Consider the following 26,358-nt stretch of genomic DNA (forward strand, 5'->3'; position numbering starts at 1 on the left):
CTTAAACGCCCGGGACGGTGAGGCCGTTCCGCCGCCTAGCTCGCCGTGCCCAGCGGACCCTCGCCCGATCCCAGCGGCACGCCCGAACCAAAGACGGGACCCGGCGTCGGACGTTTCGCGGTGATCCCGTCCCCGGACGACTGATGCCGCAGCCGCCGGAGCACCCAGGGCACGAAGTACTGCCGGGCCCACACCAGGTCGCTGGAACGCGCCTCGCGCCAGGTCCGGGGCGGGAACGGCTTGGGATGCAGGGGCTCCAGGGTGTGTTCCACGTTCAGCGAATCCAGCACCATGGCAGCAATGGTGTGGTGCCCCAGCGGGGAGAAATGAAGCCGGTCCTGGTCCCACATCTGCGGATCGCTGAGCTGGCGGAGGGACCACATGTCCGCGATGATGGCGTCATGCCGGGCTGCAACGGTGCGCAGGTTCTCGTTGTAGATGGCCACCTTGCTGCGGATCCTCCCCAGCACGGAAGAGCCCGTGTCCGGTCCGTTAAAGAGGACCACCGTGGCTCCGCCCAATGCCAGGATCTGCACTACCGAGTCCAGTTTCTCGGCGAGGGCATCAGGATCTCCGCCCGGCCGAAGCAGGTCGTTGCCGCCAGCGGAAAGGGTGACCAGGTCCGGCTTGAGCGCGAGGCACGGGGCGAGCTGCTGGTCAATGATCTGCTGCAGCAAACGGCCGCGGACCGCCAGGTTGGCATAGGCGAAATCCGGCTGGGTCCTGCCCAGTTCTTCGGCCACCCGGTCCGCCCAGCCGCGGAAGCCGCCCGGGCTGGAGGGTTCAGGGTCTCCGATGCCCTCGGTAAAGGAGTCGCCCATGGCCACATACCGGCTCCAGGGGTGGGAGCCGGGGATCACGGGCGGGGTCTCGACGGCACTAGTGTCACTCACGGTCCTATCCTGCCTTCCGCCTCTCTGGCTACGCCAACGTAGGTTGTTACCTCGGGGTAACTGATATGAATGGAAACCATGACTGACGCCGAAGTATTTCCAGCCCCTGTTGTTTTGTGGTCCCACCCGGAGGACCAGCGCGATGGAAAGCCGCTGCTGGTGCTGCTGCACGGTTACGGAGCGAACGAACAGGATCTGTTGAGCCTGGCCGACCTGCTGCCGGCCGAATTCGCCGTTGCGTCGATCCGGGCCCCGATCGCGATGGGTCCCGGATTCACCTGGTTCCCGTTGACGGCGTCGATCGAATACTCGCTGGAGCGCGTGAAAGCCGCGTCCTCCTTCGTGCTGGACTGGATCGACACCATCAGGGTGGGTCATCCGTCGGTGACCCTGCTCGGGTTCTCCATGGGCATGGCGATGGCCACCACGCTCTTGCGGCAGCGCCCCACGGACTTTGCGGCCGTCGTCGGGCTCTCAGGATTCGTGGTGGATGCCGGCGACGATCCCAGCTTCCGGGACGATGAGCTGGACGGGACCGTCCCGGTGTTCTGGGGCCGCGACCAGCAGGACCCGGTAATCACCCCTGACAAGATCGACTTCACCATGGCCTGGGTCCGCAAGCATGTAAAGTTGACCAAGGTGCTCTACACGGGCATGTGGCACGGGATCAACCAGCAGGAGATCGGGCACGTGGGCGAGTTCCTCACGCACGAGGTGCTGAAGAAGTAGCCTGCTGGCGAAGTGGAACGGGCGACGGCGGCCGGGGACCTGGGAGGTCGACCCGCGGGGGAGGTCAGCCGGCGTCCGGCGCGATTACCTTGACCGTCTGGCCCTTCACCGTCACGGTGTCCCCGTTGTGCAGCTGCCGGCCGCGCCGCTCGTCAATTTCCCCATTGACCTTGACGAGCCCGTTCTTGATGAGCTCCGCAGCCTCCACTCCGTCCTCCACCAGGTTGGCGAGCTTCAGGAGCTGGCCCAGACGGATCATGCTGTCGCGGATGGTGATCTCTTCAACATTGCTCATAGAAGCAATAATGCCTGACGTAAGGTGGATTCAATGACCTCCAGCCCCCGCCTGCCGCTGCTCGCAGGCCTTCCTTTGGCGGTGGGCGCGGGCCTCGCCATTCCTGCCCAGGGCCGCATCAACGGAGCCCTCGGATCACGCCTCGATGATGGCATCGCCGCTGCTGTGGTGAGCTTCAGCACAGGCCTGGTGGTCATGGTCCTGGTGTCGCTGATCCTGCCGCGCGGCAGGGCGGGGCTCGCCAGGATCCTGCCGGCGGTCCGCGAGAGGGCCTTTCCGCGCATCTACGTCCTCGCGGGCGGCATCGGCGCGCTCTTCGTCTTTGCCCAGTCTTTTACTGTGGGCATCCTGGGCGTGGCCCTGTTCACGGTGGCCACCGTGACCGGCCAGACGGTCAGCGGCCTGGTGGTGGACCGTCTGGGCATAGGTCCGGCCGGCCGGAAATCCGTTACCGCCATCCGTGTCATCGGCTGTTTGCTGACCATCGCCGCCGTGGCCTGGGCTGTCTCGCCCCGCTTCGCCGGAACGTCCGGCGGAATGGAGCCCGGCGGTGCCCCGGCTGCTTTGCTGGTTCCACTCCTGCTGCCGTTGGCAGCAGGATTCCTGATGAGCTTCCAGCAGGCGATGAACGGAACAGCGACGGTCCACTACGGCAGCCCGATCGCGGCGACCCTGGTCAACTTCGTGGCAGGCAGCGTTGTCCTTTGGACGGCCTACGCAGTCAAGGTCTCGGTGGCCGGTCCCGGCAACCCGCTGCCGACGGAGTGGTGGTACTACCTGGGCGGTCCGATGGGCTGCGTGTTCATCGGGCTCGGCGCGCTGCTGGTCCGCAGCCTGGGCGTCCTGGTCACCGGACTGGGCATGATCGCCGGGCAGCTCCTGGGTTCGCTTGCGCTGGATGTTGTCCTGCCCGCACCCGGAACGGTGGTGGCGCCAGCCACAGTACTCGGCACCATTCTCACCCTCGGCGCCATCATCCTGGCCACCCTGCCCTGGCCGCGGGGCGCCCTGCGCCGTTAGCATCCGGGCCGGCAGCGGCCGGTAGGCTAGGACACGCAGCTTTTCGCACTTTTCCTTCATCCACCCCCTCCGGCAGCCAGAGGTATCCCGCCGCTGGCGCTACCGGGGCCTGAAAACCGCGGACCGCACCCAGCGGCCCTGTAGAAATTGGAGTTACCCATGGCAGCAAAATCCGTACTCGACCAGGTCATTTCCCTGTCCAAGCGCAGGGGCTTCGTCTTCCAGGCCGGTGAGATCTACGGAGGTTCGCGCTCTGCCTGGGACTACGGGCCCCTCGGTGCCGAGCTGAAGGAAAACATCAAGCGCCAGTGGTGGCAGTCCATGGTCCGCGGCCGCGAGGACGTGGTGGGCCTGGATTCCTCCGTCATCCTGCCCCGCCAGGTATGGGAAGCCTCGGGCCACGTGGAGGTCTTTTCCGATCCCCTGGTGGAGTGCCTCTCCTGCCACAAGCGCTACCGCGCCGACCACCTCGAGGAAGAGTACGAGGAAAAGAAGGGCCGCCCGGCCGAGAACGGCCTGAAGGACATCGCCTGCGCCAACTGCGGCACCCGGGGCCAGTGGACCGAGCCCCAGGAGTTCTCGGGCCTGCTCAAGACCTACCTGGGCCCGGTGGCAAGCGAGGAAGGCCTGCACTACCTGCGCCCGGAGACAGCGCAGGGCATCTTTGTGAACTTCAGCAACGTCCTCACCACCTCCCGGAAGAAGCCGCCGTTCGGGATCGGCCAGATTGGCAAGTCCTTCCGCAACGAGATCACCCCCGGAAACTTCATTTTCCGCACCCGCGAGTTCGAGCAGATGGAGATGGAGTTCTTCGTCGAGCCCGGCACGGATGAAGAGTGGCACCAGTACTGGATGAAGGAGCGCATGGCCTGGTACACCGGCCTGGGCATCCGCGAGGAGAACCTGCGCTTCTTCGAGCACCCCAAGGAAAAGCTCAGCCACTACTCCAAGGGCACCACGGACATCGAGTACCGCTTCGGCTTCCAGGGCTCGGAATGGGGCGAGCTGGAAGGCATCGCCAACCGCACCGACTTTGACCTCTCCACCCACGCCAAGGCCTCCGGCGCGGACCTGAGCTACTTCAACCAGGCCACCAATGAGCGCTACATCCCGTACGTGATCGAGCCTGCCGCCGGCCTGACCCGTTCCTTCATGGCCTTCCTCGTGGACGCCTACACCGAGGATGAGGCCCCCAATGCCAAGGGCGGCGTTGACGTCCGCACCGTCCTGAAGCTCGACCCGCGGCTGGCCCCGGTCAAGGCCGCCGTGCTGCCGCTGAGCCGCAACGAGGACCTGTCGCCCAAGGCCAAGGACCTCGGCGCCCAGCTGCGCAGGAACTGGAACATCGATTTCGACGACGCCGGCGCCATCGGCCGCCGCTACCGCCGCCAGGACGAAATCGGCACCCCCTTCTGCATCACAATCGACTTCGACACCCTCGAGGACCAGGCCGTGACCATCCGCGAGCGGGACACCATGAGCCAGGAACGCGTCTCCCTGGACAAGGTGGAGGGCTACCTGGCCGCACGCCTGATCGGGGCATAAACCGTGGCCATCGAATACCGAGAGTGGCGCGAGGGCGACGACCTGGCGCTCCTGGAAATCTGGGGTGACCCCGAAACCCATCAGGCCCGCCAGTTCCGCGGCGCCCTGGCGGTTTCCTCCGCCGGTGCCGGCGGCATGCCGTGGCGGCGCTGCATTGTGGCCGAGGACGTGATCGACGGCGTCGGCATCCCCGTTGCGGCCGGCGTCGTCTACGGGGCCGCCCTGCACCCGGAGCGGCTGTGGGCCTACATCGAGGTGGCACGGGACCACCGGCGTTCGGGCATCGGCGCCACGCTGCTGACCATGCTGCGCCGCGAAGCCGAACAGTCGCCGTCGGGCGTTTCAAAGCTCCGTGCCAAGGTGGAGCCGGGCACCGCCGGTGCCGCCTTCGCTGAACACTTCGGTTTGGCTCCCATTCAGCGGTCCCGGCTGGTGGTGGTGGAACCCGGTGCCCTGCGGTTGCCGGTGTTCCCTGCCAAGGACGGCGGCGGGGCGGCAAATGATGAAAACGCCGGTTCCGACGTCGTGATGGACCTCGCCACCGGATCCGTGGAACTGACTGACGTGGTGGGCCGGTACTACACCTCCATCCACGACTGGGATTCGCCGGGCGTCCTGTCCGTGGGCCAGGTGCAGAAGCTGTTCCTGGACGAGCTCACCGGTGCCCACGGCGCCATCGTGTTGCGGGCCCAGCCGGAATCGGCCTTCGGTGCCGGGGTGGCGCCCAGCAGGAAGGGCCGGATCCGCGCCTTCGCCGTCAGCTATGCAGCTCCAGCCCAGGATCCGAACCAGGATCAGGCGCAGGATGCGCCGGCGGGCGGCTCCGAAGTGCCCACGGACGTGTTCGTCGGACATGAACCGGCCCTTGCCGCTGACGACGCCACCGAAGCCGTTCGGGACATCCTGGCCCTGATCGCGTACCAGCACCCGGTGATGCTGGAACTGGACGATTCCATGACAGCCCTGCGCGCCGCCGTCGAGCCCCTGCTCGAAAGCGGCAAAGCCCGGCTCGCAGGTCCGGAGACCCTGGTGGTCTCGGACTAGCACCCAACTGACTCGCACCAAACGCTCCGGAAACCCGTTTGGTGCGAGTCAGCTGGGGAAGCGCTCAAAGGGTTACCTGCACCGCAGCTTCAGGGAGCAGGCGGTGGAAGTCCCCGGGCAGTGCAATCCGGGTGCCGGTGCTTTCGGCGAAGGCCTTCATAACGAAGCCGGTAGTGAGCGTCTGCCACAGCCTGACCTTGCGCAGCATGAAGTGGCCCGCGCCCCTGAGGGCCACGTACTGCATGCTGGCTGCCTCTGCGGAGGCGCGCCTGGCAAACAGCAGCGACGCCGAGGGACTGGTCCACCTGTCGTTGGTGCCGTGGACAATGAGCACTTTGCGGTTGGCCACGGCGGAGATAGGAGTAGCGGGGCTGAGCCAGGGGGCAAGCGCGACGACAGCCTCCACAGCGGGATGGTCGGCGGCGCACACGGCGGTGAGTCCTCCCATCGAATGGCCCACCAGGAACACCGGCACCCCGGGGTGCTGCTCCTGGATGTGCCCAAGTGCCCACCGGGCGTCCCGCAGCGGGGACATTTCCGGCCCGTTCCAGCCCCGGACGCTGTTCCGCAGGGAATACACCGCCAGCCCGTGCTTCCGCCCGGCGCGATGCAGGTGCCGGGCAAAGGGAACCATCCTCGCCGGACTCAGGTGCCTTGCCTCTACGGGCTCACGGCTTTGCGATTTCCCGCCGTGGAGTACCAGGGCAACGCCAAGGGTTGGGCCTGCGGAAGCAAGCGCGCTGAGTACTGCCGGCCGGGCAGCGGCCGAAGCTTCAGCAGGACCTGGCCCGCCGTTTTTCCCGATACTGCTGTTGGCCATGTCCGGCTCCTCCAGTTCCCGACGATCCATTTAGCAACCCTACGGGCCCGGACGTAGAGTTCACCGTATGAGGTTCTACTGCTGATGGGTTCCGGTCACTCCCACGCTTCCACAGGCCATTCGGAGCCGACACCCGAGGCGATGGCCGCCCGGCGGAGGGCCAACCGCATCCTGGCGGCAGTGCTGATTCCACTGACGCTGCTCACCCTTGCAGGCATGGCCATGCTCTGGCCCTCGGGCAGCAAGGAAGGCATCTCGCTTGCCAACCCTTACTCCGCCGCTCCAGGGGTTACTTTTGACACCGGCACCATTCAGAGCGTTGCCACCGAAAACTGCATGCAGGGCGTGACGCAGCAGGCTCCAGGCCAGCAGGGACAGCAAAGCCAGCAGGGATCTGAGTGCACGTTTGCCTTGACTGAGCCGGACAAGGGCGGAAGCCCGGTGAAGGTGGTCATCAACCCGGACGTTGCCAAGTCGCACGGGGTGAAGCCCGGTGACCAGATCCGCTACCTGAATCTGTCAAATGCCCCGGGCGCCTCCGCTTCCCAGGGTTCGCCGGCCTTCATTTTCGTTGACTTTGTCCGGACGCTGCCCATAGTCCTGCTGGCGCTGCTGTACGCCGTGGTGGTCATTGCAGTGGCCCGCTGGCGGGGCTTCAGGGCTCTGATCGGCCTGGTCGGCGCCTACTTTGTGCTGGCCGGCTTCATGCTTCCCGGCCTGGTGGAAGGGAAGCCTCCGCTGCTGCTGGCCCTGGTGGGGTCCACGGTGATCATGATCGGAGTCCTGTACTTCGCCCACGGCTTCTCGACCCGAACATCCACGGCGCTCCTGGGCACCATCTTCGGGCTGGGGATCACCGCGCTCCTGGCGGCGTGGGCCACCGGCGCCGCAAACCTTGCCGGGGTGGGCAACCACGACGCCACCACCCTGGTGAACACCTCAGCCAACATCTCCATCTCCGGCGTCATCCTGTGCGGGCTCATCATCTCCGGGCTGGGCGTCCTTAACGATGTGACCATCACACAGTCCTCGGCGGTGTGGGAGCTGTACGAGCTGGCACCGGGCAGCAGCGCCCGGAAGCTGTTCACCTCGGCGATGCGGATCGGCCGTGACCACATAGCCTCCACCGTGTACACCATTGCCTTCGCCTATGCCGGTGCGGCCCTGCCCATCCTCATTATCGTGATGCTGTACGACCGCCCGCTGGCGGACACCCTCACGAGCGCCGAGCTGTCCGAAGAAGTCATCCGGACCCTCGTGGGTTCCATCGGCCTGGTCCTGGCCATTCCGGTGACCACGCTGATCGCCGTCCTGGTGGTCAAGGCCACAGGCAGTCCGGCAGTAGCTCCCGGGCGTGCGGCAGATTCCGCCACAACGGGCAACAGGCCTGAGGGCAGCGGCGTGGAAGTTCCCGATGCGGGAGTTCCCGGAGTGGACGACGCGGGGTCATTGGCTGCTACGGCCTTGGCCCGGCGGTCACGCCCCGCAGGAGGCGAACCGGACGAAGAGCTGCCCACGCGGCGTGGGCGCCGCGCAGATCGAGGCTGACGGGGGGGGCTGGCGAGCCGCCGGCGGGGGACCGCGGCCGGTTGATGCGGCAGGCCGGCTCCCGATTTGCCCGGCTTTGCAACAATGGACAGGTGACTGTTGCAGCAACTCCTCCCGCCCCCAAGCTGGAACTCCCGCCCCTGAAGCTGGGTCCCATCACCGTGGACACGCCGGTTATCCTGGCGCCCATGGCCGGGATCACCAACTCTGCTTTCCGTCGTCTGTGCCGTGAGTACGGCGGCGGCATGTATGTGGCGGAGATGGTCACCTCCCGCGCGCTGGTGGAGCGGACCCCTGAGTCCCTGCGGATCATTTCCCACGACGACGACGAAAAGGTCCGTAGCGTCCAGCTGTACGGCGTGGATCCGGTCACAGTGGGCGCGGCAGTACGGATGCTGGTTGAGGAAGACCGTGCCGACCACATCGACCTGAACTTCGGCTGCCCCGTCCCCAAGGTGACCCGGCGCGGCGGCGGATCAGCCCTGCCCTGGAAGATCGACCTCTTCACCTCCATAGTTCAGACAGCAGTCCGGGAAGCGTCAAAGGACAATATCCCGCTGACCATCAAGATGCGCAAGGGCATCGATGACGACCACCTCACCTACCTCGATGCAGGGCGCATTGCCCGCGATGCCGGCGTCGCCGCAGTCGCGCTGCATGGCAGGACGGCCGCGCAGTTCTACTCCGGACAGGCTGATTGGTCCGCGATCGCCCGGCTCCGCGAAGCGCTGCCGGACATCCCGGTGCTTGGCAACGGCGACATTTGGTCCGCTGAAGACGCCGTCCGGATGGTCCGGGAGACCGGCGTCGACGGCGTGGTGGTGGGCCGCGGCTGCCAGGGCCGGCCCTGGCTCTTCGGCGACCTGCAGGCCGCATTCGAAGGCAGTGACACCCGCTTCAGGCCCAACCTGGGGCAGGTGGCCGAGGGCGTCTACCGGCACGCCGAACTGATGGTGGAAACCTTCGGTGACGAAGGCAAGGCGCTGCGGGAGATCCGCAAGCACATCGCCTGGTACTTCAAGGGCTATGTGGTAGGCGGCGAACTTCGAACCCGGATGGCCCTGGTAAGCAGCCTCGAGGACCTGCGCAGAGCCCTGGACGAACTGGACGCCGAATCTCCCTACCCCGGCAGCGACGCCGAAGGCCCCCGCGGCCGCGCAGGGTCGCCCAAACGCCCCGCCCTGCCCAAGGACTGGCTGGAGTCGCGCGCCCTCAACACCGAGCAGTCGGCCGACATCTCGGCTGCGGAGCTGGATGTCTCCGGTGGCTGAGACGCGCACTGCAGCCCCGGTGCTTCCGGGCTACGACACCCACGATTCCGCCCGATGGGTGGAGGAACCACCCAAGAGCATCTACCGGTCCGACTTCGAGCGCGACCGCGCCCGGGTGCTGCACTCCTCTGCGCTGCGCCGGCTCGGTGCCAAGACGCAGGTGGTGGCCCCGGATACGGACGACTTTGTGAGAACGCGCCTGACGCACAGCCTGGAAGTTGCCCAGGTGGGCCGCGAGCTCGGCCGCGCCCTGGGGTGCGATCCGGATGTGGTGGACACGGCATGCCTGAGCCACGACCTGGGCCACCCGCCCTTCGGCCACAACGGCGAATCGGCGCTGAACGATGTGGCCCACGCCATCGGCGGCTTCGAAGGCAACGCCCAGACCCTCCGGCTGCTGACCCGCCTGGAGCCCAAGGTGCTGACCGCAGAAGGCCAGCCGGCCGGGCTGAACCTCACACGTGCCAGCCTGGACGCAGCCGCCAAATACCCGTGGTCGGCCCTGGAAGCCCCGGTGATCCACGGCCAGCGCACCAGCAAGTTCGGCGCCTACGAGGATGACCTGCCCATCTTCAACTGGATCCGGGAAGGCGCCCCCGAACGCCGCTCCTGCCTCGAGGCCCAGGTCATGGACCTCGCCGACGACATCTCCTATTCGGTGCATGACGTCGAGGACGCGATCGTGGCGGGGCACTTCCAGCTTCGCTGGATGGACAACCCGGACCACCGCGCCCGCGTGGTGGGCTATGCCAGGCAGTGGTACCTGCCGCATAACGATCCCGCGGCGATCGACGCCGCCCTCGCCCGGCTTGAAGCCACTGACGTTTGGGTCCGGGAAGCGGACGGCAGCCGCAAGTCCATGGCCGCCCTGAAGAACATGACCAGCCAGCTGATCGGCCGGTTCTGCCAGAGCGCCCTGGAAACCACCCGGGCCGTCTACGGCCCCGAGAAACTGACGCGCTACAACGCCGAGCTCATGGTCCCGGACGAGACCGTCATGGAGATCGCGGTGATGAAGGGCCTGGCCACCACCTTTGTAATGACCACCGAACACCGGCAGCCCATCTACGAACGCCAGCGCGAAGTGCTGCACGCCCTTGTCACGGTGCTGAGCGCCACCGGCGACCGGCACCTGGAGCCGATGTTCGCGGCGGACTGGCGCGACGCTCCCGACGACGCCGCCCGGCTCCGCGTGGTCATCGACCAGGTGGCTTCCCTGACGGACGGCTCGGCACTGGCCATGTACGAACGCCTGGTGGGCAGCCTGCCCTCGCTCTGGTGAGGAACGCCATAAGCTGCCCACTGCCGTCGTACCCTGTCGCTAGGATGGCTCTGTGCCTGGGCTGATCAAACGTGAAGACATCGACGAAGTACGCCAGCGCACGGACATCAAGGAAGTTGTTGACGGCTACGTCACGCTGAAGGGCGCCGGGCTGGGGACCTTCAAAGGCCTGTGCCCGTTCCACGACGAGCGCTCGCCGTCGTTCACCGTGCGTCCCCAGGTGGGCCGCTACCACTGCTTCGGCTGCGGGGAGGACGGCGACGTCATTGCCTTCGTCCAGAAGCAGGACCACAGCTCCTTCCAGGAGGCCGTGGAGAAGCTGGCCGCCCGGATCGGCTACGAGCTGCGGTATGAGGACGGCGGCACCGGCCCCAGCCGGGAGGAAGTGGGGCGCCGCCAGCGGCTGCTGGACGCGCACAAGATCGCCGACGAATTCTTTCGCGCCCAGCTCCTGACGCCAGGCGCCGCGGAGGCACGCACCTTCCTGCACGGCCGGGGCTTCGACCGGGCAGCCGCGGAGCACTTTGGCTGCGGCTACGCCCCGCAGGGCTGGGATGCACTCCTCAAGCACCTCCGCGGCCGCGGGTTCACTGACGCGGAACTGAAACTGACGGGCATGTTCTCTGAAGGCAACCGGGGAATCTACGACCGTTTCCGGGGCCGGCTCATCTGGCCTATCAAGGACATCGCCGGGGACACCATCGGGTTCGGTGCCCGCAAGCTCTACGAGGACGACCAGGGCCCCAAGTACCTAAACACCCCGGAGACGGCGCTGTACAAAAAGTCCCAGGTCCTCTACGGCATCGACCTCGCCAAGCGCAGCATCGCCAAGGACCGGCAGCTGGTGGTGGTGGAGGGCTACACGGACGTGATGGCCTGCCACCTGGCGGGAATTACGACGGCGGTGGCCACCTGTGGGACCGCGTTCGGCACTGAACACATCAAGATCGCCCGTCGCCTGCTGTCCGACGACGGCACCGGGGGAGAAGTCGTCTTCACCTTTGACGGCGACGCCGCCGGGCAGAAGGCGGCCCTGCGGGCCTTCGAAGAGGACCAGAGGTTTACTGCCCAAACATACGTGGCCGTGGAGCCCACCGGCGCGGACCCCTGCGACCTGCGCCAGAGCAGGGGGGACGAAGCCGTGCATGCCCTGGTGCAGTCCCGCCGGCCGCTGTTTGAATTCGCCATCCGGACTACGCTCAAGCAGTTCAACCTGGACACCGTGGAAGGGCGCGTGCAGGGACTGAAAGCCTCCGTGCCGGTAGTGGCCGCCATCCGGGACGCCTCCACCCGGACAGGCTACTGCCAGGCGCTGACCGGCTGGCTGGGCATGCCCGATCCCAACGAGGTACTGCGCCTGGTCAACGCCGAGGTGAAGAATGCCGCGAAGCGCGGCGAAACCGGGCGCACACAGGGCTCCGGCCCCCAGGGGCACCAGCAGCAACCCGGCCCGCAGCACGGCAGCCAGGGCCAGGCGGGCCGCGGCCATGGGGGAGGTCCCGGGGTAGCTGCAGGGCCGCCGTCGGAAGCTGTACCGTCCTACCACCGTCCTGACCCCCGTGACCCGGTGGCGTCCATGGAACGACAGGCGCTTGAAGTGGCGCTGCAGGAGCCGTCGTTCCTGGCCGGCGGCAACTGGGAACGCTTCTCCGCGGCCCGCTTTGCCACCCCCGCCTTCCAGGCCGTCCACGACGCCATGCGCGCCACGGACCCGGCCCTCACCGCCGATCCTGTCCGGTGGGTGGAACAGGTGATGCACGAGGTCCCCGAGCCGCTGCGGCCCCTCGTGTCCGAGTTGGCTGTGGTGCCGCTGCCGGCGAGTACGGAGGAAGCGGTCCAGAAGTACTGCCGGGACATCCTCTCGCGCCTCTTCGAGCTTCAAATTACCCGCGTCAAGGCGGACAAGATGGGCCAGCTCCAGCGCCTGGACCCCGCCGCGGACCCGGAGACCTTCCAGCGGCTCAACCGGGAACTGATGATGCTGGAGATGGAACGCCGGGCGCTGCGTGCTGACGCTTAAGAGCGCGGGCTGTCCGCGGGTAAGGACCCTCGATTTCGTTTCCACGGCAGGTGTTTGCTAGGCTAATACCTGCTTCATTCCTCCTTAGCTCAATTGGCAGAGCATTCGACTGTTAATCGAAGGGTTGCTGGTTCAAGTCCAGCAGGAGGAGCGCACATCCCCGTTCCGGCTTACCGGAACGGGGATTTTTGTTGCCCGCGTGGTGCTGTTTTGCGGGTCGGCAATGGGCTGTCCGCGCCGTGATTCCGCCGATTTCACTTTGTCCGGAATCCTTTGCTAATGTCATACCTGCTTCATTCCTCCTTAGCTCAATTGGCAGAGCATTCGACTGTTAATCGAAGGGTTGCTGGTTCAAGTCCAGCAGGAGGAGCGCAACGGATAATCCCCCGGTCCATTTCACAAGGACCGGGGGATTTTTCATTTCACACAAAGTCCATCTCCACCTGCAGGAAGCGCTCCGCCTCCTCGACGGCGGCCAGGAAGGCCTCTTTTTCGGTAGGCGACTTCCGTGGCTGGCGGGGATTCCATTCATGCGGCGCGGAATGGATGCGCACGAACCCGGTATCCGGCGGCGCATAAAAAATCCCGAAGCGCTGCACCGGCCACTCCGGGGAGGTTTCCGGGGCCACCAGCAGTGCGGCCTTGAAAGCGGGGTTGTACCACTGGGCGATGGGCCGCCGACGGTCCTCGGTGAACAGCCCCGCGGCGTATAGGGCCGCCGACTGCTCACCTGTCTGGGCACACAACCGGTCCCACCACAGTGGCAGTATCCGGTTGTCGCACCGTTGCCATGTGGCCGGAAGCGGCGGTTGTTCCTGCCAGCGGGGCACGAACAACATTTTATCCCGGGAGCAGTGCCCAGCGGCAGGTGCCGAAAGCCCTGCAGCGGGCTCGGGAAAGAGCGGTCAGTGACGGTTCCAGGGGCCGGGGTTGACCCGGTACAGCAGCGCAGAGCCCGCCACCATGCCCAGGATGATGCCCATCGCAGGGTTGCCCAGGGCGCGCCCAGCGAAGTAGCCCGCGACGGCGCCAAGCACAGCCCCGAGGAAGAGTCCCCGGCCGTTGCGGTACGGTTTCCGCCTCCCAGGATGCTTCACGGCGTCAGTGGATCGAGGGGACGGTCCGGGGCCGGACCACGATCCAAAGGGCAGCAATCGCCAGCAGGATGCAGCTGGCCTGCACTGCCCCCATTGGGGCGGCGCTGGTAATGCCCAGCCAGCCCACCACGGGCGAAATGAGTCCGGCCATCATGAATGTCGAGAAGCCCAGCAGGGAGGCGGCAGTGCCTGCCTGGCCCGCGTGGCCGGCAAGGGCGAGCACCTGCACGCAGGGGAACATGAAGCCCGTGCCCAGGATGTAGAACCACAGCGGAACCAGTACTCCCCAGAGGCCGAAGCCCAGCTGGTCGAACAGCACGATCAGCATGGCCATCACGAACATCCAGGCCGTCGCCCCTGCGAGGATCCACTGCGGCGGCACCCGGCGGATGAGGCGGGAACTGGTCTGGATCCCTGCCACGATGCCCAGCGAGTTGATGCCGAAGAGCAGGCCGTACTCCTGGGCGGAAAAGCCGAAAACGTCCTGGAACAGGAAAGGGGAGGCTGACAGGTAGGTGAACAGGCCGCCGAAGTTCAGGCCCGCCACCAGCAACAGTCCAACAAACACCCTGTCGCTGAAGAGGATCCGGTAGCGCTGGCGGGCAGTCATGCCGCTCTGCCGGCGCTTTTCCGGCGGCAGGGTCTCACGCACCAGGAACAAGGCAGCAACGATCACCAAGGTGCCGTAGGCGGCAAGGAACACGAAGATTCCCGGCCACGGCATCACCAGGAGCAGCTGTGAGCCGATGACAGGCGCCAGGATCGGCGCCAGGCCGTTGACGAGGGACATGCGCGAGAACATTTTGACCATGGCGTAGCCCGAGAACAGGTCGCGCACCATGGCCATGGCCACCACGCCGCCGCCGGCAGCACCTACACCCATCAGGACGCGGAAGATGCCCAGCGAGGTGATGTCGGTGGAAAGGGCAGCACCCAGGGAGGACGCAATATGCAGAGCCGTGGCCAGGATCAGCGGCGTGCGGCGGCCGAATCTATCACTGAAGGGGCCCACCACCAGCTGGCCGATGGCAAAGCCCACCGTAGTACCCGCCAAGGTCAGCTGGACCTGGGCCTCGGTCACCCCAAGGCTTGCCTCCAGCGCGGGGAACGCAGGAAGGTAGAGGTCGATCGTGAACGGACCCAAGGCAGTCAGCGCGCCGAGGAGAAGGATGTACAGGAGTTTTCGTCGGCGGCTCAACAAATCGCCCGGATTGCTGGGTGTGGTCACGGAGATCAATCCTAGGCCCGCCCCCGCCGATTTTTTCAGCGTTGTAGGGCGCGCCGCCCGGCACGCTCCGAAGTTCGCCTCAAACCTGAATGATAGTTTGGGTGGCACGGACTGTGCAGCTGCTCTTTGCCGCGTCACACCGGAGCCGATTCGACCCCATGACCAGTAAGGCGGAACTGATGAGCGGACGTCACAGCGGGCCTACCAGCCCCGGATTGCGTATCACTGCCCTGCCCAGGACGCTGAAACTCCTTTTCCGCTTGGCGCCGCGCCAGCTCAACGACGAAATCTCCTTCGCAAAGATTGAGCTCAAGCGCAAGGGAATGCAGGTGGGAGTCGCCGCGGCGTTTTTGGCTGTGGCGCTCGTTTTCCTCCTGTTCCTTGTGGTGGGACTCATCGTTGCGGCCATCATGGGGCTCGCAACCATCATGCCCGCCTGGCTGGCCGCACTCCTGGTGTCCGCTGTGTTCCTGCTGATAGCGCTCATTGGCGGACTGATCGGTGCGCGGAAGTTCAAAAAAGCCATGCCGCTCATGCCGGAGGAAACCATCCGCGGCATCAGGCACGATATCGGTGTGGCGAAAGAGGGGTCTGCGTTCAATCCCGCTGTGCTGGACCCGCAGAGCCCGGAGGGCAAAGCCGCAAAGGCCGCGAAGGACGAAGCCGCCGCGAGGGCCAAAGCCGAGAAGGCGGCGAAAGCTGCCGAGCACGACAAGGAATTCCCGCACGCATCAGAGCCCGAGCTGGTCCACCGCCTGAGCCAGCGCCGCCACCACCTCAGCGACGTCCGCGACGAACTCGGCGATGAGCTGGACGTCAAGACCCAGGCCCGCTTCCTGCTTGGTTCCGCGCAGGTCAAGCTCCGGGAAGGCCAGGCCCTGGCAAGCCATGGGAAGGACGTCGCAGCCCAAAAGCTTGCCGCGTTGCCGGGGTCCACCGACCTTGAGAAACGCTGGAAGCCGCTGGCGGCTTTCATCGCCGCCGGGACCGTTTTCCTGGTGCTGGTCCGGAAGCTCCTCCGCACGTACTAGGACGCTTTCACGGGCCTGCGCCTTACCGCCCGCGGAGGCCGTTCACAATTAGACAGCAGGACCCCGATGGGGCAGCAGGAAGGAAAAGGTCGCGGGGTGAAGTTCATTGGTGCCGGTTCCCGTCCTGGACGTCCCCAAGTGGATCACGACCTCGTGTTCACCATTCCGAACCTGCTCACAGTGGTGAGGTTCATGGGGGTACCGCTCTTCATCTGGCTGATCCTGGCGCAGCAGGAATACGGTGCCGGAGTCCTGGTGCTGGCGGTCATGGGCAGCACGGACTGGATCGATGGCTACGTTGCGCGCCGCTTCAACCAGACGTCCAAACTTGGCAGGGTCCTTGATCCCATAGCCGACCGGCTCGCACTGATAGCAGTGGCTGTCACCCTGGTCATTGCCGGCGTCGTCCACTGGCTGTACCTCGCCGCGCTGGTGATACCGGACGCTGTCCTGCTGGCGCTGACACTGTCCCTCTTCGGGGGCCACCCGGACCTCCCTGTCAGTATGGTGGGCAAAGTGCGCACCGGGCTGCTGCTGCTGGGAACCCCCATGCTGTTGTTGTCCCGGCTGGACACCGGCTTCTCCGGCGAGCTGTTCGTTGCTGCCTGGATCGTGCTGGGCCTCGGCCTGGTGGGCCACTGGATCGCCGCCTACAACTACTTCTGGGCCATCCTTCGCAAGGGCCGCCTGCAGGCACACCACGACGACGGGACCGCCTGATGGTGTGGGTGGCAGTCCTGCTTGCGCTGCTGGGCGCCTTCTGCCTCGCCCTTGGTGCGCAGCGGCAGGGGAGTGCCGTGAAAGCGGACACCGGCGGCCTGGCCCTCAGCTCCAACGGCTTCCTGCGCCTGCTCCGGAACCCGCGCTGGGTGTTCGGCCTCCTGCTGCTGTGCGCGGGCATGGCCATGAACGCGGTGGCGCTCGTGTCCGCCCCGCTGACGGTCATCCAGCCCATCGGTGCGATCGCGCTGGTGATCACCACCATCGTCAACGCCCGGGACCAGGACCTGACCATCAACCGCCCCACGGTGGTGGCCATTGCTGCCTGCGTGACCGGTTCTGCCCTCTTCGTCCTGTTGGCCGTCAACGTCACCCAGGAGAACCACCATGTGAGCCTGGATGACGAGCTGACCATCGTGCTGCTGGTGGCACTTGCAGTGGGACTCTTTGGCACCCTGGCCGTCATGTTCAGGCACCGGATGAACGCCTTCGTCTACATCATGGGGGCCGGGGTTCTCTTTGGCTTCGTGGCCGTCCTCACCCGGATCATCGGCAAGCACCTGCTCGACCCCAACGGCCTGTTCCTGCTGAACGTTCAGTGGTACTCCGTGGTGGCCATCATCGCCGCCGGCGGCCTCGGATCCTGGTTCGTCCAGAGCGCCTACTCCACCGGCCCGCCGGACCTGGTGATCGCCGGACTGACGGTCATCGACCCCATCGTGGGGATCGCCATCGGCATTGTGATCCTCGGCGAACTCCGCCCGGATGTCCACGCAGTTCTGGCCATTGCCATGGGAACCGCCGCGTCCCTTGCTATCGTTGGGGTAATCGCCCTTTCAAGGCACCATCCGGAGGTCACGAAGCGCAAGAAGGACGCGCGGAAGGCCGTGGGCCGGGCGAAACGTTAGCACTGTCCCACCGATTCCACACCAGATTTCGTCAGAACCACGAGGCCCGGCGCCCGGCGCCGGCTGCCAACCGTGCTGCCAGTACATGCTGTCCGCACCGTGACCATCAGGAGTTTTCCCCGTGACCACGCCCGCAGACCAGCGCCCCCTGACCATCCTGATCGCCGCAGACACGTATCCTCCGCATATCAACGGAGCGGCCCAGTTCGGCTACCGCCTGGCCAAGGGCATGACGGGCCGGGGCCATAACGTGCACGTCCTTGCCTGCCGGGCGGATAACGGCAAGAGCTTCACCGAGTTCCGTTCGGAAGCGACGGTGCACCGGCTCCGCTCCCATGGCGTACCCACGCATGAGTACTTCCGGATCTGCCTGCCCTGGGAGATCAAAAAGGAAATCAGCCTTCTTTTCGACCGGGTCAACCCTGATGTGGTGCACATCCAGAGCCACTATATGATCGGCGAGCACGTCCTGTATGAGGCAGTGAAGCGCGGGGTCCGGATCGTGGCCACCAACCACTTCATGCCGGAAAACCTCAACCCGTTCCTGCCGTTCCCGCAGTGGTTCAAAGACATCATCGGCCGCATCTCCTGGAAAGACATGGGCAAGGTCATGGGCAAAGCGGACGTGGTGACCACACCCACGCCACTTGCGGCCAAGGCCATGCATGAACATGCCTTCCTGCGCAAGGTGCTGCCGCTGTCCAACGGCATAGACGCCGCTGCCTACGAACTCCAGCCCGGCGAACAGATCGAGCCGCATCCGCACCCCACGGTGATGTTCGCGGGGCGCCTTGCCGAAGAGAAGCATGTGGACGTGCTGATCGAGGCCATCAGTAAGACGCCGCCTGAACTGAACGTGCACCTGGAGATTGTGGGTGGCGGGGAAGTCCGGCCCGCACTGGAGGAGCTCGTCCGCCGGCTTGGCCTGGGGGACAGGGTGCAGTTCCTTGGCCTTGCCAGCGACGAGGAACTGCGGAAGTGCTACATCCGGGCAGACCTTTTCTGCATGCCGGGCACGGCCGAGCTGCAGTCGCTGGTCACGCTGGAAGCCATGTCGGCCTCCACCCCTGTAGTGCTGGCGGATGCCATGGCGCTGCCGCACCTTGTGCGCGACGGCGGGAACGGCTACCTTTTCACCCCCAACGACAGCGACGACCTGGCGAAGAAGATCACCCAGATTCTGGAACTTCCGGCCGACCAGCGTGCCGCCATGGGCCAGCTCAGCCGGCAGATGGTGGAACCGCACAGCATCCAGGGAACCCTGCAGACATTCGAGGACCTTTACCGCGGCGCGGGCTTCGAGGACAAGGTGGTCTGAACGCCCACCGGGGTTTGCTAGAGTATTTTTGCCCAGCCGCCATGCACCGTGTTGTGTGGAAGGCCCGGGCCGCAAGGGGCTATAGCTCAGCTGGTTAGAGCGCGGGACTCATAATCCTAAGGTCCTCGGTTCAAGTCCGAGTAGCCCTACATCCCTGAAAACCGCTGCCGACGATCATCGCCTGCAGCGGTTTTCCTTTCTTAACCTCCCGGCCTGCGGTATGTTACTGAACAGTAACTTACGGTGATCTTGTCAGAGCAACGGTCACCGCTGATCATTTGCGAGGTAATCATGTCCACTTCTGCTGCCGAATCCAACCTGCCCTACGCCGACGGTGACTTCTATGCCTTCGAGCAGATGTTGACCGACAAAGAACGGGACCGGTTGGCGGAGGTCAGGGAATTCCTGGCCCGCGAGGTCCGTCCCATCGCCGTTGACTGCTGGAACCGGGGCGAGTTCCCGATGGACCTGATTCCCAAGCTGGCAGACCTCGACCTGGTCAGTCCAGTCCGCCGGCAGGGCCACTCGAACCTCTTCGCCGGCCTGCTGCACGCCGAGGTGACACGGGCAGATGCCTCCATTTCCACCTTCATCGGCGTCCACGACGGTCTTTTCACCGGTTCCATCGAAGCCCTCGCCTCCCAGGAGCAGAAGGATGCCTGGCTGCCGGACATCTACTCGCTCAAGAAGATTGGCGCGTTCGGCCTGACCGAGCCGCTGGGCGGCAGCGACGTGGCCGGCGGTACCCGCACCACCGCCCGGAGGGAGGGCGGCAACTGGATCCTCAACGGCGCAAAGCGCTGGATCGGGAACGCCACTTTCTCCGACTGGGTGGTGATCTACGCCCGGGATTTGGAGGACAACCAGGTCAAAGGCTTCCTCGTCGACACAACTCTTGAGGGCTTCAGCGCAACGAAGATCGACAACAAGATCGCCCTCCGGACAGTCCAGAATGCCGATATCACATTGGACAACGTGGTGGTGCCGGACTTTTACAAGCTGGCTCACGCCAACAGCTTCCGCGACGTCAACAAGGTCCTGAAGGTCACCCGGCTCGGGGTGGCCTGGCAGGCTGTTGGCCAGCAGCTGGCTGCCTTCGATGTGGCCCGGCGCTATGCAGTGGAGCGCCACCAGTTCGGCCGGCCGCTCGCCTCGTTCCAGCTGGTGCAGAGCCAACTGGTCCAGATCCTGGGCAACGCCGTCAGCTCCATGGGCATGATGGTCCGGCTCTCCCAACTGGAGGACGCGGGACAGGCGAAGGATGAGCAGTCAGCCCTGGCCAAGGCGTTCACTACTGAACGCATGCGCGAGAGCGCCGCCATCGGGCGGAGCATCCTTGGCGGCAATGGCATTGTGACCGACTTCGGGATGGGAAAGATCTTCGCCGATGCCGAGGCCATCTATTCCTACGAGGGAACCCACGAAATCAACACCCTGGTTACGGGCCGGGCCATCACCGGCATGTCCGCCATCGTCTGACTCAGGTTTGCCGGGCAGGCTACGCTACCGGGTCAGCGGCAGGAGGATGGATGGCCGCAGGTCCATGACGAACTGCAGCGGATTCACATAGTCGTCTCCCCGGCGGACACCCCAATGGACGCAGGACGCGGCAGGGCAATGCCCGGCAACGATTGTGCCGATCGCCTGCCCTGCGGCAACGGGACTACCGGCCGCAAGAGTGCTCTCCACAGGCTCAAAGCTGCTGCGAAGACCGTTGCCGTGGTCGACGGTAATGACCGGCCGGTCCACCACCACTCCCACGAAGCTGACGGTACCCGCCTCCGGGGAGGCGACCTGGACGCCGTCGGACACTGCTCCCAGGTCCACGCCCCGGTGGCCGCTGAGCCATGGTTTGGGCGGCGGATCAAAGTCCCGCAGCACCTGCGGGCGTGGAGCCAGCGGCCACTGCCACGAGGGCTCGGCCGCCACCGGTCCAGCTCCTGCGGCACGGACCTCTGCCGCGGCACCGACGTGCACCGCGGCACCCATGCCTCCTGCCGCCGTCGGGATTTCCAGTCCCGCAGGTTGTGGACCGTGTGACAGTGGCGCTGCGGCGGACGCCACCGAGGCGGGAAGAAGCAGCACGGCGGCCAGGAGAACCGATGGTTTCATGCCATCAGCCTGCCCCTTCCCGAAACGCTCCGGCAGCGCCGGGTCCGGCTATGTGGATAAGGCCTTCGCCGGCGTCACCGATGGCGGCCGGGCGCGGGGGCCTGTAGTACACTTGGTGGAGCAGTTTGCTGCGCCCTCAACGCTTTCCATCCAGCGTCTATCCCAATGGTCCATCCAACGGTATATACCGCTGTCCGTAAAGCGTCGGCACAACTCATTCAGGAGTGTGGGGGAGTGGCGGCTGACTACGCGCATCCAGCCCTTGAGCGGGCGGGGCTTCGGCTTCCGCCTCCAGGGATCAGGCCTCCTGCGGTCCGTGCCACCAGGCGCGGATGGGAAGCGTGAAGGATGCCAGGAGCACGGCCCAACCGGGCCACGCTGATCAACCGTCAACTATTGGCAGGGTAAGAAGCCTCCGGGCTCTCTCATGAATGACCTGCCGGAAAATAAGGAGCGTCGGAATGCCCGTCGTAACCATGCGCCAGCTGCTTGACAGCGGCGTCCACTTTGGTCACCAGACCCGCCGTTGGAACCCGAAGATGAAGCGCTTCATCTTCACCGAGCGCAACGGCATCTACATCATCGACCTTCAGCAGTCGCTGTCCTACATCGACCGTGCGTACGAGTTCGTGAAGGCCACCGTTGCCCACGGCGGCACCGTGCTCTTCGTCGGCACCAAGAAGCAGGCCCAGGAAGCAATTGCCGAGCAGGCAACCCGCGTCGGCCAGCCCTACGTGAACCAGCGCTGGCTCGGCGGCATGCTGACCAACTTCCAGACCGTCGCCAAGCGCATCCAGCGCATGAAGGAACTCGAAGAGATCGACTTCGACGACGTCGCCGGCTCCGCTTACACCAAGAAGGAGCTGCTGCTCCTCAAGCGCGAACTCACCAAGCTCGAAGCCAACCTCGGCGGCATCCGCAACCTGACCAAGGCACCGTCCCTGCTCTGGGTCGTGGACACCAAGAAGGAGCACCTCGCCGTTGACGAGGCCAAGAAGCTGAACATCCCGGTGGTGGCCATCCTGGACACCAACTGCGATCCGGACGAGGTCGACTTCCCGATCCCGGGCAACGACGACGCCATCCGCTCCGTGAACCTCCTGACCCGCGTTGTTGCCGACGCCGTTGCCGAGGGCCTCATTGCCCGCAACAACCGTGGCACGGGTGCTGCTGAAGCTCCGGAAGAGCCGCTGGCCGAGTGGGAGCGCGAGCTCCTCGAAGGCAACAAGGCTGAAGCTGCTGCCGCACCGGCAGAGGAAGCTGCAGCCCCCGCTGCAGAGGCTCCCGCCGCTGACGCTTCCGCTGAAGAAGCCAAGTAACACAAGTAAATCCGGATTCTCCGGCGCCGTCCTGCGGTGCCCGGAGCTGCTGACAGGATGGCAGCCCACCACGGGCTGCCGTCCTGTCAGTCCGTACACCACAACACATTTCTAGACAGAGGGGTTCACATGGCGAACTACACTGCCGCGGACATCAAGGCCCTGCGCGAGCGCACCGGCGCCGGCATGATGGACGTCAAGAAGGCTCTTGACGAAGCCAACGGTGACGCCGAGAAGGCCATCGAAATCATCCGCATCAAGGGCCTCAAGGGCGCTACCAAGCGTGAAGGCCGCTCCACCGCTGAAGGCCTGGTGGCCGCGAAGGTCAGCAACGGCGTCGGCGTCATGATCGAGGTCAACTGCGAAACCGACTTCGTTGCCAAGGCTGACAAGTTCATCCAGCTGGCCGACAAGGTCCTGGCCGTTGCCGTTGAGTCCGGCGCTGCCGACCTCGACGCCCTGCTCGCCACCGACGTCGACGGCAAGCCCCTCTCCGAGGTCGTCGTCGAAGAAGGTGCTGTCCTGGGCGAAAAGGTTGTTGTCCGCCGCATCTCCCGCATCGAGGGCGCAACGGTCGACGCTTACCTGCACAAGACCTCCAAGGACCTGCCCGCCCAGGTTGGCGTCCTGTTCGCAGTTGACGGTGAAGGCGAAGCCGCTGCCACCGCTGCCCACGATGTTGCCGTCCACATCGCTGCCATGGCCCCGAACTACCTGACCCGCGAAGACGTTCCGTCCGAGCTGGTTGAGTCCGAGCGCCGCATCGCCGAAGAGACCGCAAAGGCCGAGGGCAAGCCCGAAGCCGCGCTCACCAAGATTGTCGAAGGCCGCGTGACCGGCTTTTACAAGGGTGAGGTCCTGGTTGACCAGGCGTTCGCCAAGGATGCCAAGAAGTCCGTGGCACAGGTCCTCGAAGAGGCCGGTGTCAAGGGAACCGCGTTCGCGCGTTTCCGCGTCGGCTCCTAGCCGGAACTGCAAGGGGGTGGCCACTTCGGTGGCCGCCCCTTTTGCATGCGCGGGACGCCCCGAATGGGACAGGCCCTGTATGGGACCTTTGGCCGCGCAGCAGGATAACCTTTTTAGAGTTCACCAACGGGAAGGCATCATGGAAGCCGTCAACACTGTAATCCAGCCAGAGAAAAGCCGACGCCGTGTCCTCCTGAAGCTTTCAGGCGAGGTTTTTGGCGGCGGGAAGCTGGGCGTTGACCCCGAGACCGTCCGCGACGTCGCCAAACAGATCGCCGCAGCCGTTCCCGAGGTGGAGGTCGCTATCGTGGTGGGCGGCGGCAACTTCTTCCGCGGCGCGGAGCTGTCCCAGAGTGGCATGGACCGCTCGCGTGCCGACTACATGGGCATGCTCGGCACCGTCATGAACTGCCTTGCCCTGCAGGATTTCCTGGAGCAGGCCGGCGTCGAGACCCGGGTACAGAGTGCCATCACCATGGGGCAGGTCGCCGAGGCCTACATTCCCCGCCGGGCCATCCGGCACATGGAAAAGGGCCGTGTGGTCATTTTCGGTGCCGGCGCGGGCCTGCCGTACTTCTCCACCGACACCGTTGCCGCGCAGCGGGCCCTCGAGGTCCACGCCGACGTGGTCCTGATGGCCAAGAGCGGCGTGGACGCCGTCTACACTGCCGATCCCAAGAAGGACCCCACCGCAGAGCGGCTCGAAAGCCTCAGCTATGATGACGCCCTCCGCCGCGACATCCGGGTCATGGACCAGACGGCAATGACCATGTGCAAGGACAACAACCTGTCCATGGTGGTCTTCGGCATGGAGGGTGAAGGCAATGTCACCCGCGCCATCCTTGGCGAAAAGCTGGGCACGCTGGTCACCGCCTAGCTCCGGCTAGGATGTTTTCAGGACAGTTCCGTCCCTGCCCCTGGGGCGGGGACGGTCCAGCAACACAGAACCACGTTTGTGCATGGAGCCGGCGCCCCGGACTGCACCAGAACCGTCAGGAGAGACCGTGATCGAAGAAACCTTGCTCGAAGCCGAAGAAAAGATGGACAAGGCTGTCGAGGTAGCCAAGGAGGACTTCGCTTCCGTCCGCACCGGCCGCGCCAACCCCGGCCTGTACAACAAGGTGCTGGTGGAGTACTACGGCTCACCCACCCCGCTGCAGCAGCTCGCCTCGTTCGCGATCCCGGACGCCCGCACCATCCTCATCACCCCCTTCGATAAGACGGCGCTTCGCGACATCGAGCGCGCGCTGAGCGATTCCGAGGTGGGCGCCAACCCCTCCAACGACGGCAACGTCATCCGGATCACCATCCCGGAGCTGACCAAGGAACGCCGCAAGGAATACGTCAAGATCGTCAAGACCAAGGGCGAGGACGCCAAGGTGTCCATCCGCAACATCCGCCGCAAGGCGAAGGAAACCCTGGACAGGCTGGTCAAGGACGGGGAGGCGGGCGAGGACGAGGGCACCCGCGCCGAGAAGGAACTCGACAGCATCACCAAGGCCCACGTGGACGGCATCGACGAGCTGCTCAAGCGCAAGGAAGCAGAGCTGCTCGAAGTCTGATGGGCCAGGCAGATCAGGCCCCGGCATCAAGGGCGCGCACACGGGGGAAGCAGCCCAGGAGCAACCCGACGCCAAAGGCCGGCAGGAACCTGCCGGCCGCCGTCGTGGTGGGTCTGGCCATGCTGTTTGCCGTGCTGGGCGGACTGCTGTTCCTCCCGCTTGGTTTCGTTGCGGTAACCACCACCTTCGCCGTCTTCGGCGTGTGGGAGATTTACCGGGCCCTGGAGGCCAACGGAACCAGGATGCCCATCATTCCGGTAATGACCGGCACGGTGGCCATGCCGTTCGCAGCCTACCTCGGCGGCATTGAAAGCCTCCTGTTCGCCATGCTGCTGAGCTCGGTGGCGGTGCTGCTGTGGCGGTCCATCGAAAGTGCTGCAGGTTCCGCCAACAGCATCTTCGCCGGTGTCTTCACGTTGGGCTGGGTGCCGTTCTTCATCAGCTTCGCGGCCCTGCCGCTGCATGCCGCCGGGGGTGCAACACCCCTGGGGCTCTGGCCAGGCGGGACCGTTCCCGAAGGTGCCTGGCAGATAGCGGTGATGCTGCTGCTGGTGGTGTCCAACGACACCTTCGGCTACCTGGTGGGCGCGTCCCTGGGCAAGCATCCCATGGCACCCAAGATCAGTCCCAAGAAATCGTGGGAGGGTTTTGCCGGCTCCATTGGCGGCGCGATGCTCATCGGCATCCTTGCCTGCCTTTTTATCCTCGATAAACCGTGGTGGGTGGGCGTGGTGCTGGCAGTCGGTCTGGTGGCTGCTTCCACCGCCGGCGACCTGGCCGAATCGATGGTCAAGCGGGAGCTGGGGATCAAGGACATGAGCAGCATCCTGCCGGGGCATGGCGGAGTCATGGACCGGCTCGATTCCATTGTGTTTGCGTCGCCGGTTGCCTTTGTCCTGTACGTTCTGGTGTCCGGCGCCTGACACGAACCTGTGCCGGAGCGGCAGACGTTTTCCGGCCCACATAAGCTGGTGCAGAAGCATTACGGCTGAAGAGCACTGAAGGAAGCAAAGTGGCATTGGACATTCATCGGCAGATCCCTGCGTCCTTTGAGCGCGTGCAGCGCGGTGAGTACGGCTACAACGCCAGGCAGGTGGATGAGTTCCTGCAGCGGGCACGCGTGTCATTGGAGACCCCGGAGGCGGCAACCGACCCCATCAACAGCGGGGACGTCAGGGCAGTGTCCTTCGATCCCGTGAAGGGCGGCTATTCCGCCGCGGTGGTGGACGCTGCCCTGGATCGGCTCGAGGACGCCTTCGCCCGGCGGGAACGGGACGAGCTGATCGCAGCCCGCGGCGAGGAAGCCTGGCTGCGCGAGATCGGAAACCTGTCCGGCATACTGCGCGGCCGGCTCCACCGGCCCGACGGGGACCGCTTCCGCCGCCCCTCCAAAAAGAAGGTGCGCAGTTACAACACGGACGACGTCGACCGGCTTTGCCGCGAGCTGATTGCCTACCTGGAGCAGGACAAGCCGCTCAGCGTGGACAGTGTGCGCCGCGCAGCGTTCCGCCCGGCCGATGGGCGGGAAGGGTATGAGGAAGCCCAGGTAGACGCATTCCTGGACCGGGTTATCGAACTGATGGCTGCCATCGACTGACCGGGTTCATGCCCGGGAACCGACGCCGGAGGG

At 65.4% G+C, this 26,358-nt stretch carries 26 protein-coding genes and 3 tRNA genes; 22 read left to right on the forward strand and 7 right to left on the reverse strand.

From position 1 onward, the window contains the following. Positions 1-35 precede the first annotated feature (35 nt). Positions 36-821 carry an SGNH/GDSL hydrolase family protein gene (locus FDW84_RS10645; protein ID WP_240721478.1) on the reverse strand — a complete coding sequence of 262 codons (786 nt, stop codon included), beginning with the start codon at positions 819-821 and terminating at the stop codon, positions 36-38. Positions 822-971: 150 nt separating this feature from the next. Between FDW84_RS10645 and FDW84_RS10650 the strand changes: the two genes are divergently transcribed. Further along, the gene (locus FDW84_RS10650) at positions 972-1,622 is read left to right on the forward strand and encodes an alpha/beta hydrolase (RefSeq protein WP_138609242.1); all 651 of its coding nucleotides are present in this window, start codon (positions 972-974) and stop codon (positions 1,620-1,622) included. Between the two features lie 64 nt (positions 1,623-1,686). Here the strand turns inward: FDW84_RS10650 and FDW84_RS10655 are convergent, their stop codons facing one another. After that, positions 1,687-1,917: an RNA-binding S4 domain-containing protein gene (locus FDW84_RS10655; RefSeq protein WP_138609244.1), complete on the reverse strand. Its 231-nt coding sequence runs from the start codon at positions 1,915-1,917 to the stop codon at positions 1,687-1,689. Positions 1,918-1,950: 33 nt separating this feature from the next. On the opposite strand from FDW84_RS10655, the gene FDW84_RS10660 reads away from it, so the two are divergent. The 3 genes from FDW84_RS10660 to FDW84_RS10670 all read left to right on the forward strand — a co-directional run bounded on the left by FDW84_RS10660 (position 1,951) and on the right by FDW84_RS10670 (position 5,526). Then, positions 1,951-2,937: a DMT family transporter gene (locus FDW84_RS10660; protein ID WP_138609246.1), complete on the forward strand. Its 987-nt coding sequence runs from the start codon at positions 1,951-1,953 to the stop codon at positions 2,935-2,937. Positions 2,938-3,096: 159 nt separating this feature from the next. Further along, a complete protein-coding gene (locus FDW84_RS10665; protein WP_138609248.1) occupies positions 3,097-4,482 on the forward strand; it encodes a glycine--tRNA ligase in 1,386 nt (461 codons plus the stop codon). 3 nt (positions 4,483-4,485) lie between these two features. Beyond that, positions 4,486-5,526 (forward strand): GNAT family N-acetyltransferase, encoded by a 1,041-nt coding sequence (locus FDW84_RS10670; RefSeq protein ID WP_138609251.1) that lies wholly within the window; start codon positions 4,486-4,488, stop codon positions 5,524-5,526. A gap of 64 nt (positions 5,527-5,590) precedes the next feature. Here FDW84_RS10670 and FDW84_RS10675 read toward each other — a convergent pair whose 3' ends face one another. Beyond that, complete coding sequence (locus tag FDW84_RS10675) at positions 5,591-6,346, reverse strand: alpha/beta hydrolase (protein WP_138609389.1); 756 nt, start codon at positions 6,344-6,346, stop codon at positions 5,591-5,593. 84 nt (positions 6,347-6,430) lie between these two features. On the opposite strand from FDW84_RS10675, the gene FDW84_RS10680 reads away from it, so the two are divergent. From FDW84_RS10680 to FDW84_RS10705, 6 genes are all read left to right on the forward strand, one after another. Further along, the gene (locus FDW84_RS10680; protein WP_171046750.1) at positions 6,431-7,894 is read left to right on the forward strand and encodes a YibE/F family protein; all 1,464 of its coding nucleotides are present in this window, start codon (positions 6,431-6,433) and stop codon (positions 7,892-7,894) included. Positions 7,895-7,986: 92 nt separating this feature from the next. Further along, positions 7,987-9,165 (forward strand): tRNA dihydrouridine synthase DusB, encoded by a 1,179-nt coding sequence (dusB, locus tag FDW84_RS10685; RefSeq protein ID WP_138609253.1) that lies wholly within the window; start codon positions 7,987-7,989, stop codon positions 9,163-9,165. Further along, the gene (locus FDW84_RS10690) at positions 9,149-10,447 is read left to right on the forward strand and encodes a deoxyguanosinetriphosphate triphosphohydrolase (RefSeq protein WP_138609255.1); all 1,299 of its coding nucleotides are present in this window, start codon (positions 9,149-9,151) and stop codon (positions 10,445-10,447) included. Before dusB ends, FDW84_RS10690 begins: the two co-directional genes overlap by 17 nt. Positions 10,448-10,499: 52 nt before the next feature. Continuing rightward, complete coding sequence (dnaG, locus tag FDW84_RS10695; RefSeq protein WP_138609257.1) at positions 10,500-12,467, forward strand: DNA primase; 1,968 nt, start codon at positions 10,500-10,502, stop codon at positions 12,465-12,467. A gap of 78 nt (positions 12,468-12,545) precedes the next feature. After that, positions 12,546-12,618, forward strand: a tRNA-Asn gene (locus FDW84_RS10700). 146 nt (positions 12,619-12,764) lie between these two features. Then, a tRNA-Asn gene (locus FDW84_RS10705) sits at positions 12,765-12,837 on the forward strand. A gap of 52 nt (positions 12,838-12,889) precedes the next feature. Here the strand turns inward: FDW84_RS10705 and FDW84_RS10710 are convergent. The 3 genes from FDW84_RS10710 to FDW84_RS10720 form a co-directional block, all read right to left on the reverse strand. Further along, positions 12,890-13,297 carry a hypothetical protein gene (locus FDW84_RS10710; protein ID WP_138609259.1) on the reverse strand — a complete coding sequence of 136 codons (408 nt, stop codon included), beginning with the start codon at positions 13,295-13,297 and terminating at the stop codon, positions 12,890-12,892. Between the two features lie 75 nt (positions 13,298-13,372). Continuing rightward, complete coding sequence (locus FDW84_RS10715) at positions 13,373-13,564, reverse strand: hypothetical protein (protein ID WP_138609261.1); 192 nt, start codon at positions 13,562-13,564, stop codon at positions 13,373-13,375. A 4-nt stretch (positions 13,565-13,568) separates the two neighbouring features. Continuing rightward, positions 13,569-14,792, reverse strand: coding sequence for a multidrug effflux MFS transporter (locus tag FDW84_RS10720; protein ID WP_171046751.1), 1,224 nt, complete (start codon positions 14,790-14,792; stop codon positions 13,569-13,571). Positions 14,793-14,971: 179 nt separating this feature from the next. Here FDW84_RS10720 and FDW84_RS10725 point away from each other — a divergent pair, with 179 nt between their 5' ends. The 6 genes from FDW84_RS10725 (at position 14,972) to FDW84_RS10750 (ending at position 20,248) form a co-directional block, all read left to right on the forward strand. Next, positions 14,972-15,823 (forward strand): phage holin family protein, encoded by an 852-nt coding sequence (locus FDW84_RS10725; RefSeq protein WP_138609263.1) that lies wholly within the window; start codon positions 14,972-14,974, stop codon positions 15,821-15,823. 96 nt (positions 15,824-15,919) lie between these two features. Continuing rightward, on the forward strand, positions 15,920-16,543 hold the full coding sequence (locus FDW84_RS10730; protein ID WP_138609265.1) for a CDP-alcohol phosphatidyltransferase family protein: 624 nt from the start codon (positions 15,920-15,922) through the stop codon (positions 16,541-16,543). After that, positions 16,543-17,451 carry a DMT family transporter gene (locus FDW84_RS10735; RefSeq protein WP_138609267.1) on the forward strand — a complete coding sequence of 303 codons (909 nt, stop codon included), beginning with the start codon at positions 16,543-16,545 and terminating at the stop codon, positions 17,449-17,451. The genes FDW84_RS10730 and FDW84_RS10735 overlap by 1 nt, the downstream gene beginning before the upstream one ends. 121 nt (positions 17,452-17,572) lie before the next feature. Then, positions 17,573-18,769 carry a glycosyltransferase gene (locus tag FDW84_RS10740; RefSeq protein WP_138609269.1) on the forward strand — a complete coding sequence of 399 codons (1,197 nt, stop codon included), beginning with the start codon at positions 17,573-17,575 and terminating at the stop codon, positions 18,767-18,769. Between the two features lie 75 nt (positions 18,770-18,844). Then, a tRNA-Ile gene (locus tag FDW84_RS10745) sits at positions 18,845-18,918 on the forward strand. A gap of 142 nt (positions 18,919-19,060) precedes the next feature. Continuing rightward, on the forward strand, positions 19,061-20,248 hold the full coding sequence (locus FDW84_RS10750; RefSeq protein ID WP_138609271.1) for an acyl-CoA dehydrogenase family protein: 1,188 nt from the start codon (positions 19,061-19,063) through the stop codon (positions 20,246-20,248). Between the two features lie 24 nt (positions 20,249-20,272). Here FDW84_RS10750 and FDW84_RS10755 read toward each other — a convergent pair whose 3' ends face one another. Beyond that, on the reverse strand, positions 20,273-20,881 hold the full coding sequence (locus FDW84_RS10755; protein ID WP_138609273.1) for a M23 family metallopeptidase: 609 nt from the start codon (positions 20,879-20,881) through the stop codon (positions 20,273-20,275). 461 nt (positions 20,882-21,342) lie between these two features. Here FDW84_RS10755 and rpsB point away from each other — a divergent pair, with 461 nt between their 5' ends. The 6 genes from rpsB to FDW84_RS10785 all read left to right on the forward strand — a co-directional run bounded on the left by rpsB (position 21,343) and on the right by FDW84_RS10785 (position 26,325). Then, positions 21,343-22,200: a 30S ribosomal protein S2 gene (gene rpsB, locus FDW84_RS10760; protein WP_138609275.1), complete on the forward strand. Its 858-nt coding sequence runs from the start codon at positions 21,343-21,345 to the stop codon at positions 22,198-22,200. A gap of 129 nt (positions 22,201-22,329) precedes the next feature. Next, positions 22,330-23,166, forward strand: coding sequence for a translation elongation factor Ts (gene tsf, locus FDW84_RS10765; protein WP_138133317.1), 837 nt, complete (start codon positions 22,330-22,332; stop codon positions 23,164-23,166). 139 nt (positions 23,167-23,305) lie between these two features. Further along, positions 23,306-24,043: a UMP kinase gene (gene pyrH, locus FDW84_RS10770; RefSeq protein WP_138609277.1), complete on the forward strand. Its 738-nt coding sequence runs from the start codon at positions 23,306-23,308 to the stop codon at positions 24,041-24,043. 127 nt (positions 24,044-24,170) lie between these two features. Beyond that, entirely contained in the window at positions 24,171-24,728 is a 558-nt protein-coding gene (gene frr, locus FDW84_RS10775) for a ribosome recycling factor (protein WP_138133315.1), read from the forward strand. Then, positions 24,728-25,651 carry a phosphatidate cytidylyltransferase gene (locus FDW84_RS10780; RefSeq protein WP_138609279.1) on the forward strand — a complete coding sequence of 308 codons (924 nt, stop codon included), beginning with the start codon at positions 24,728-24,730 and terminating at the stop codon, positions 25,649-25,651. The genes frr and FDW84_RS10780 overlap by 1 nt, the downstream gene beginning before the upstream one ends. Positions 25,652-25,740: 89 nt before the next feature. Further along, positions 25,741-26,325, forward strand: coding sequence for a DivIVA domain-containing protein (locus FDW84_RS10785; RefSeq protein ID WP_138609281.1), 585 nt, complete (start codon positions 25,741-25,743; stop codon positions 26,323-26,325). Positions 26,326-26,358: the final 33 nt, after the last annotated feature.

The organism is Pseudarthrobacter sp. NamE5, from assembly GCF_005796225.1.
Taxonomy (GTDB): domain Bacteria; phylum Actinomycetota; class Actinomycetes; order Actinomycetales; family Micrococcaceae; genus Arthrobacter.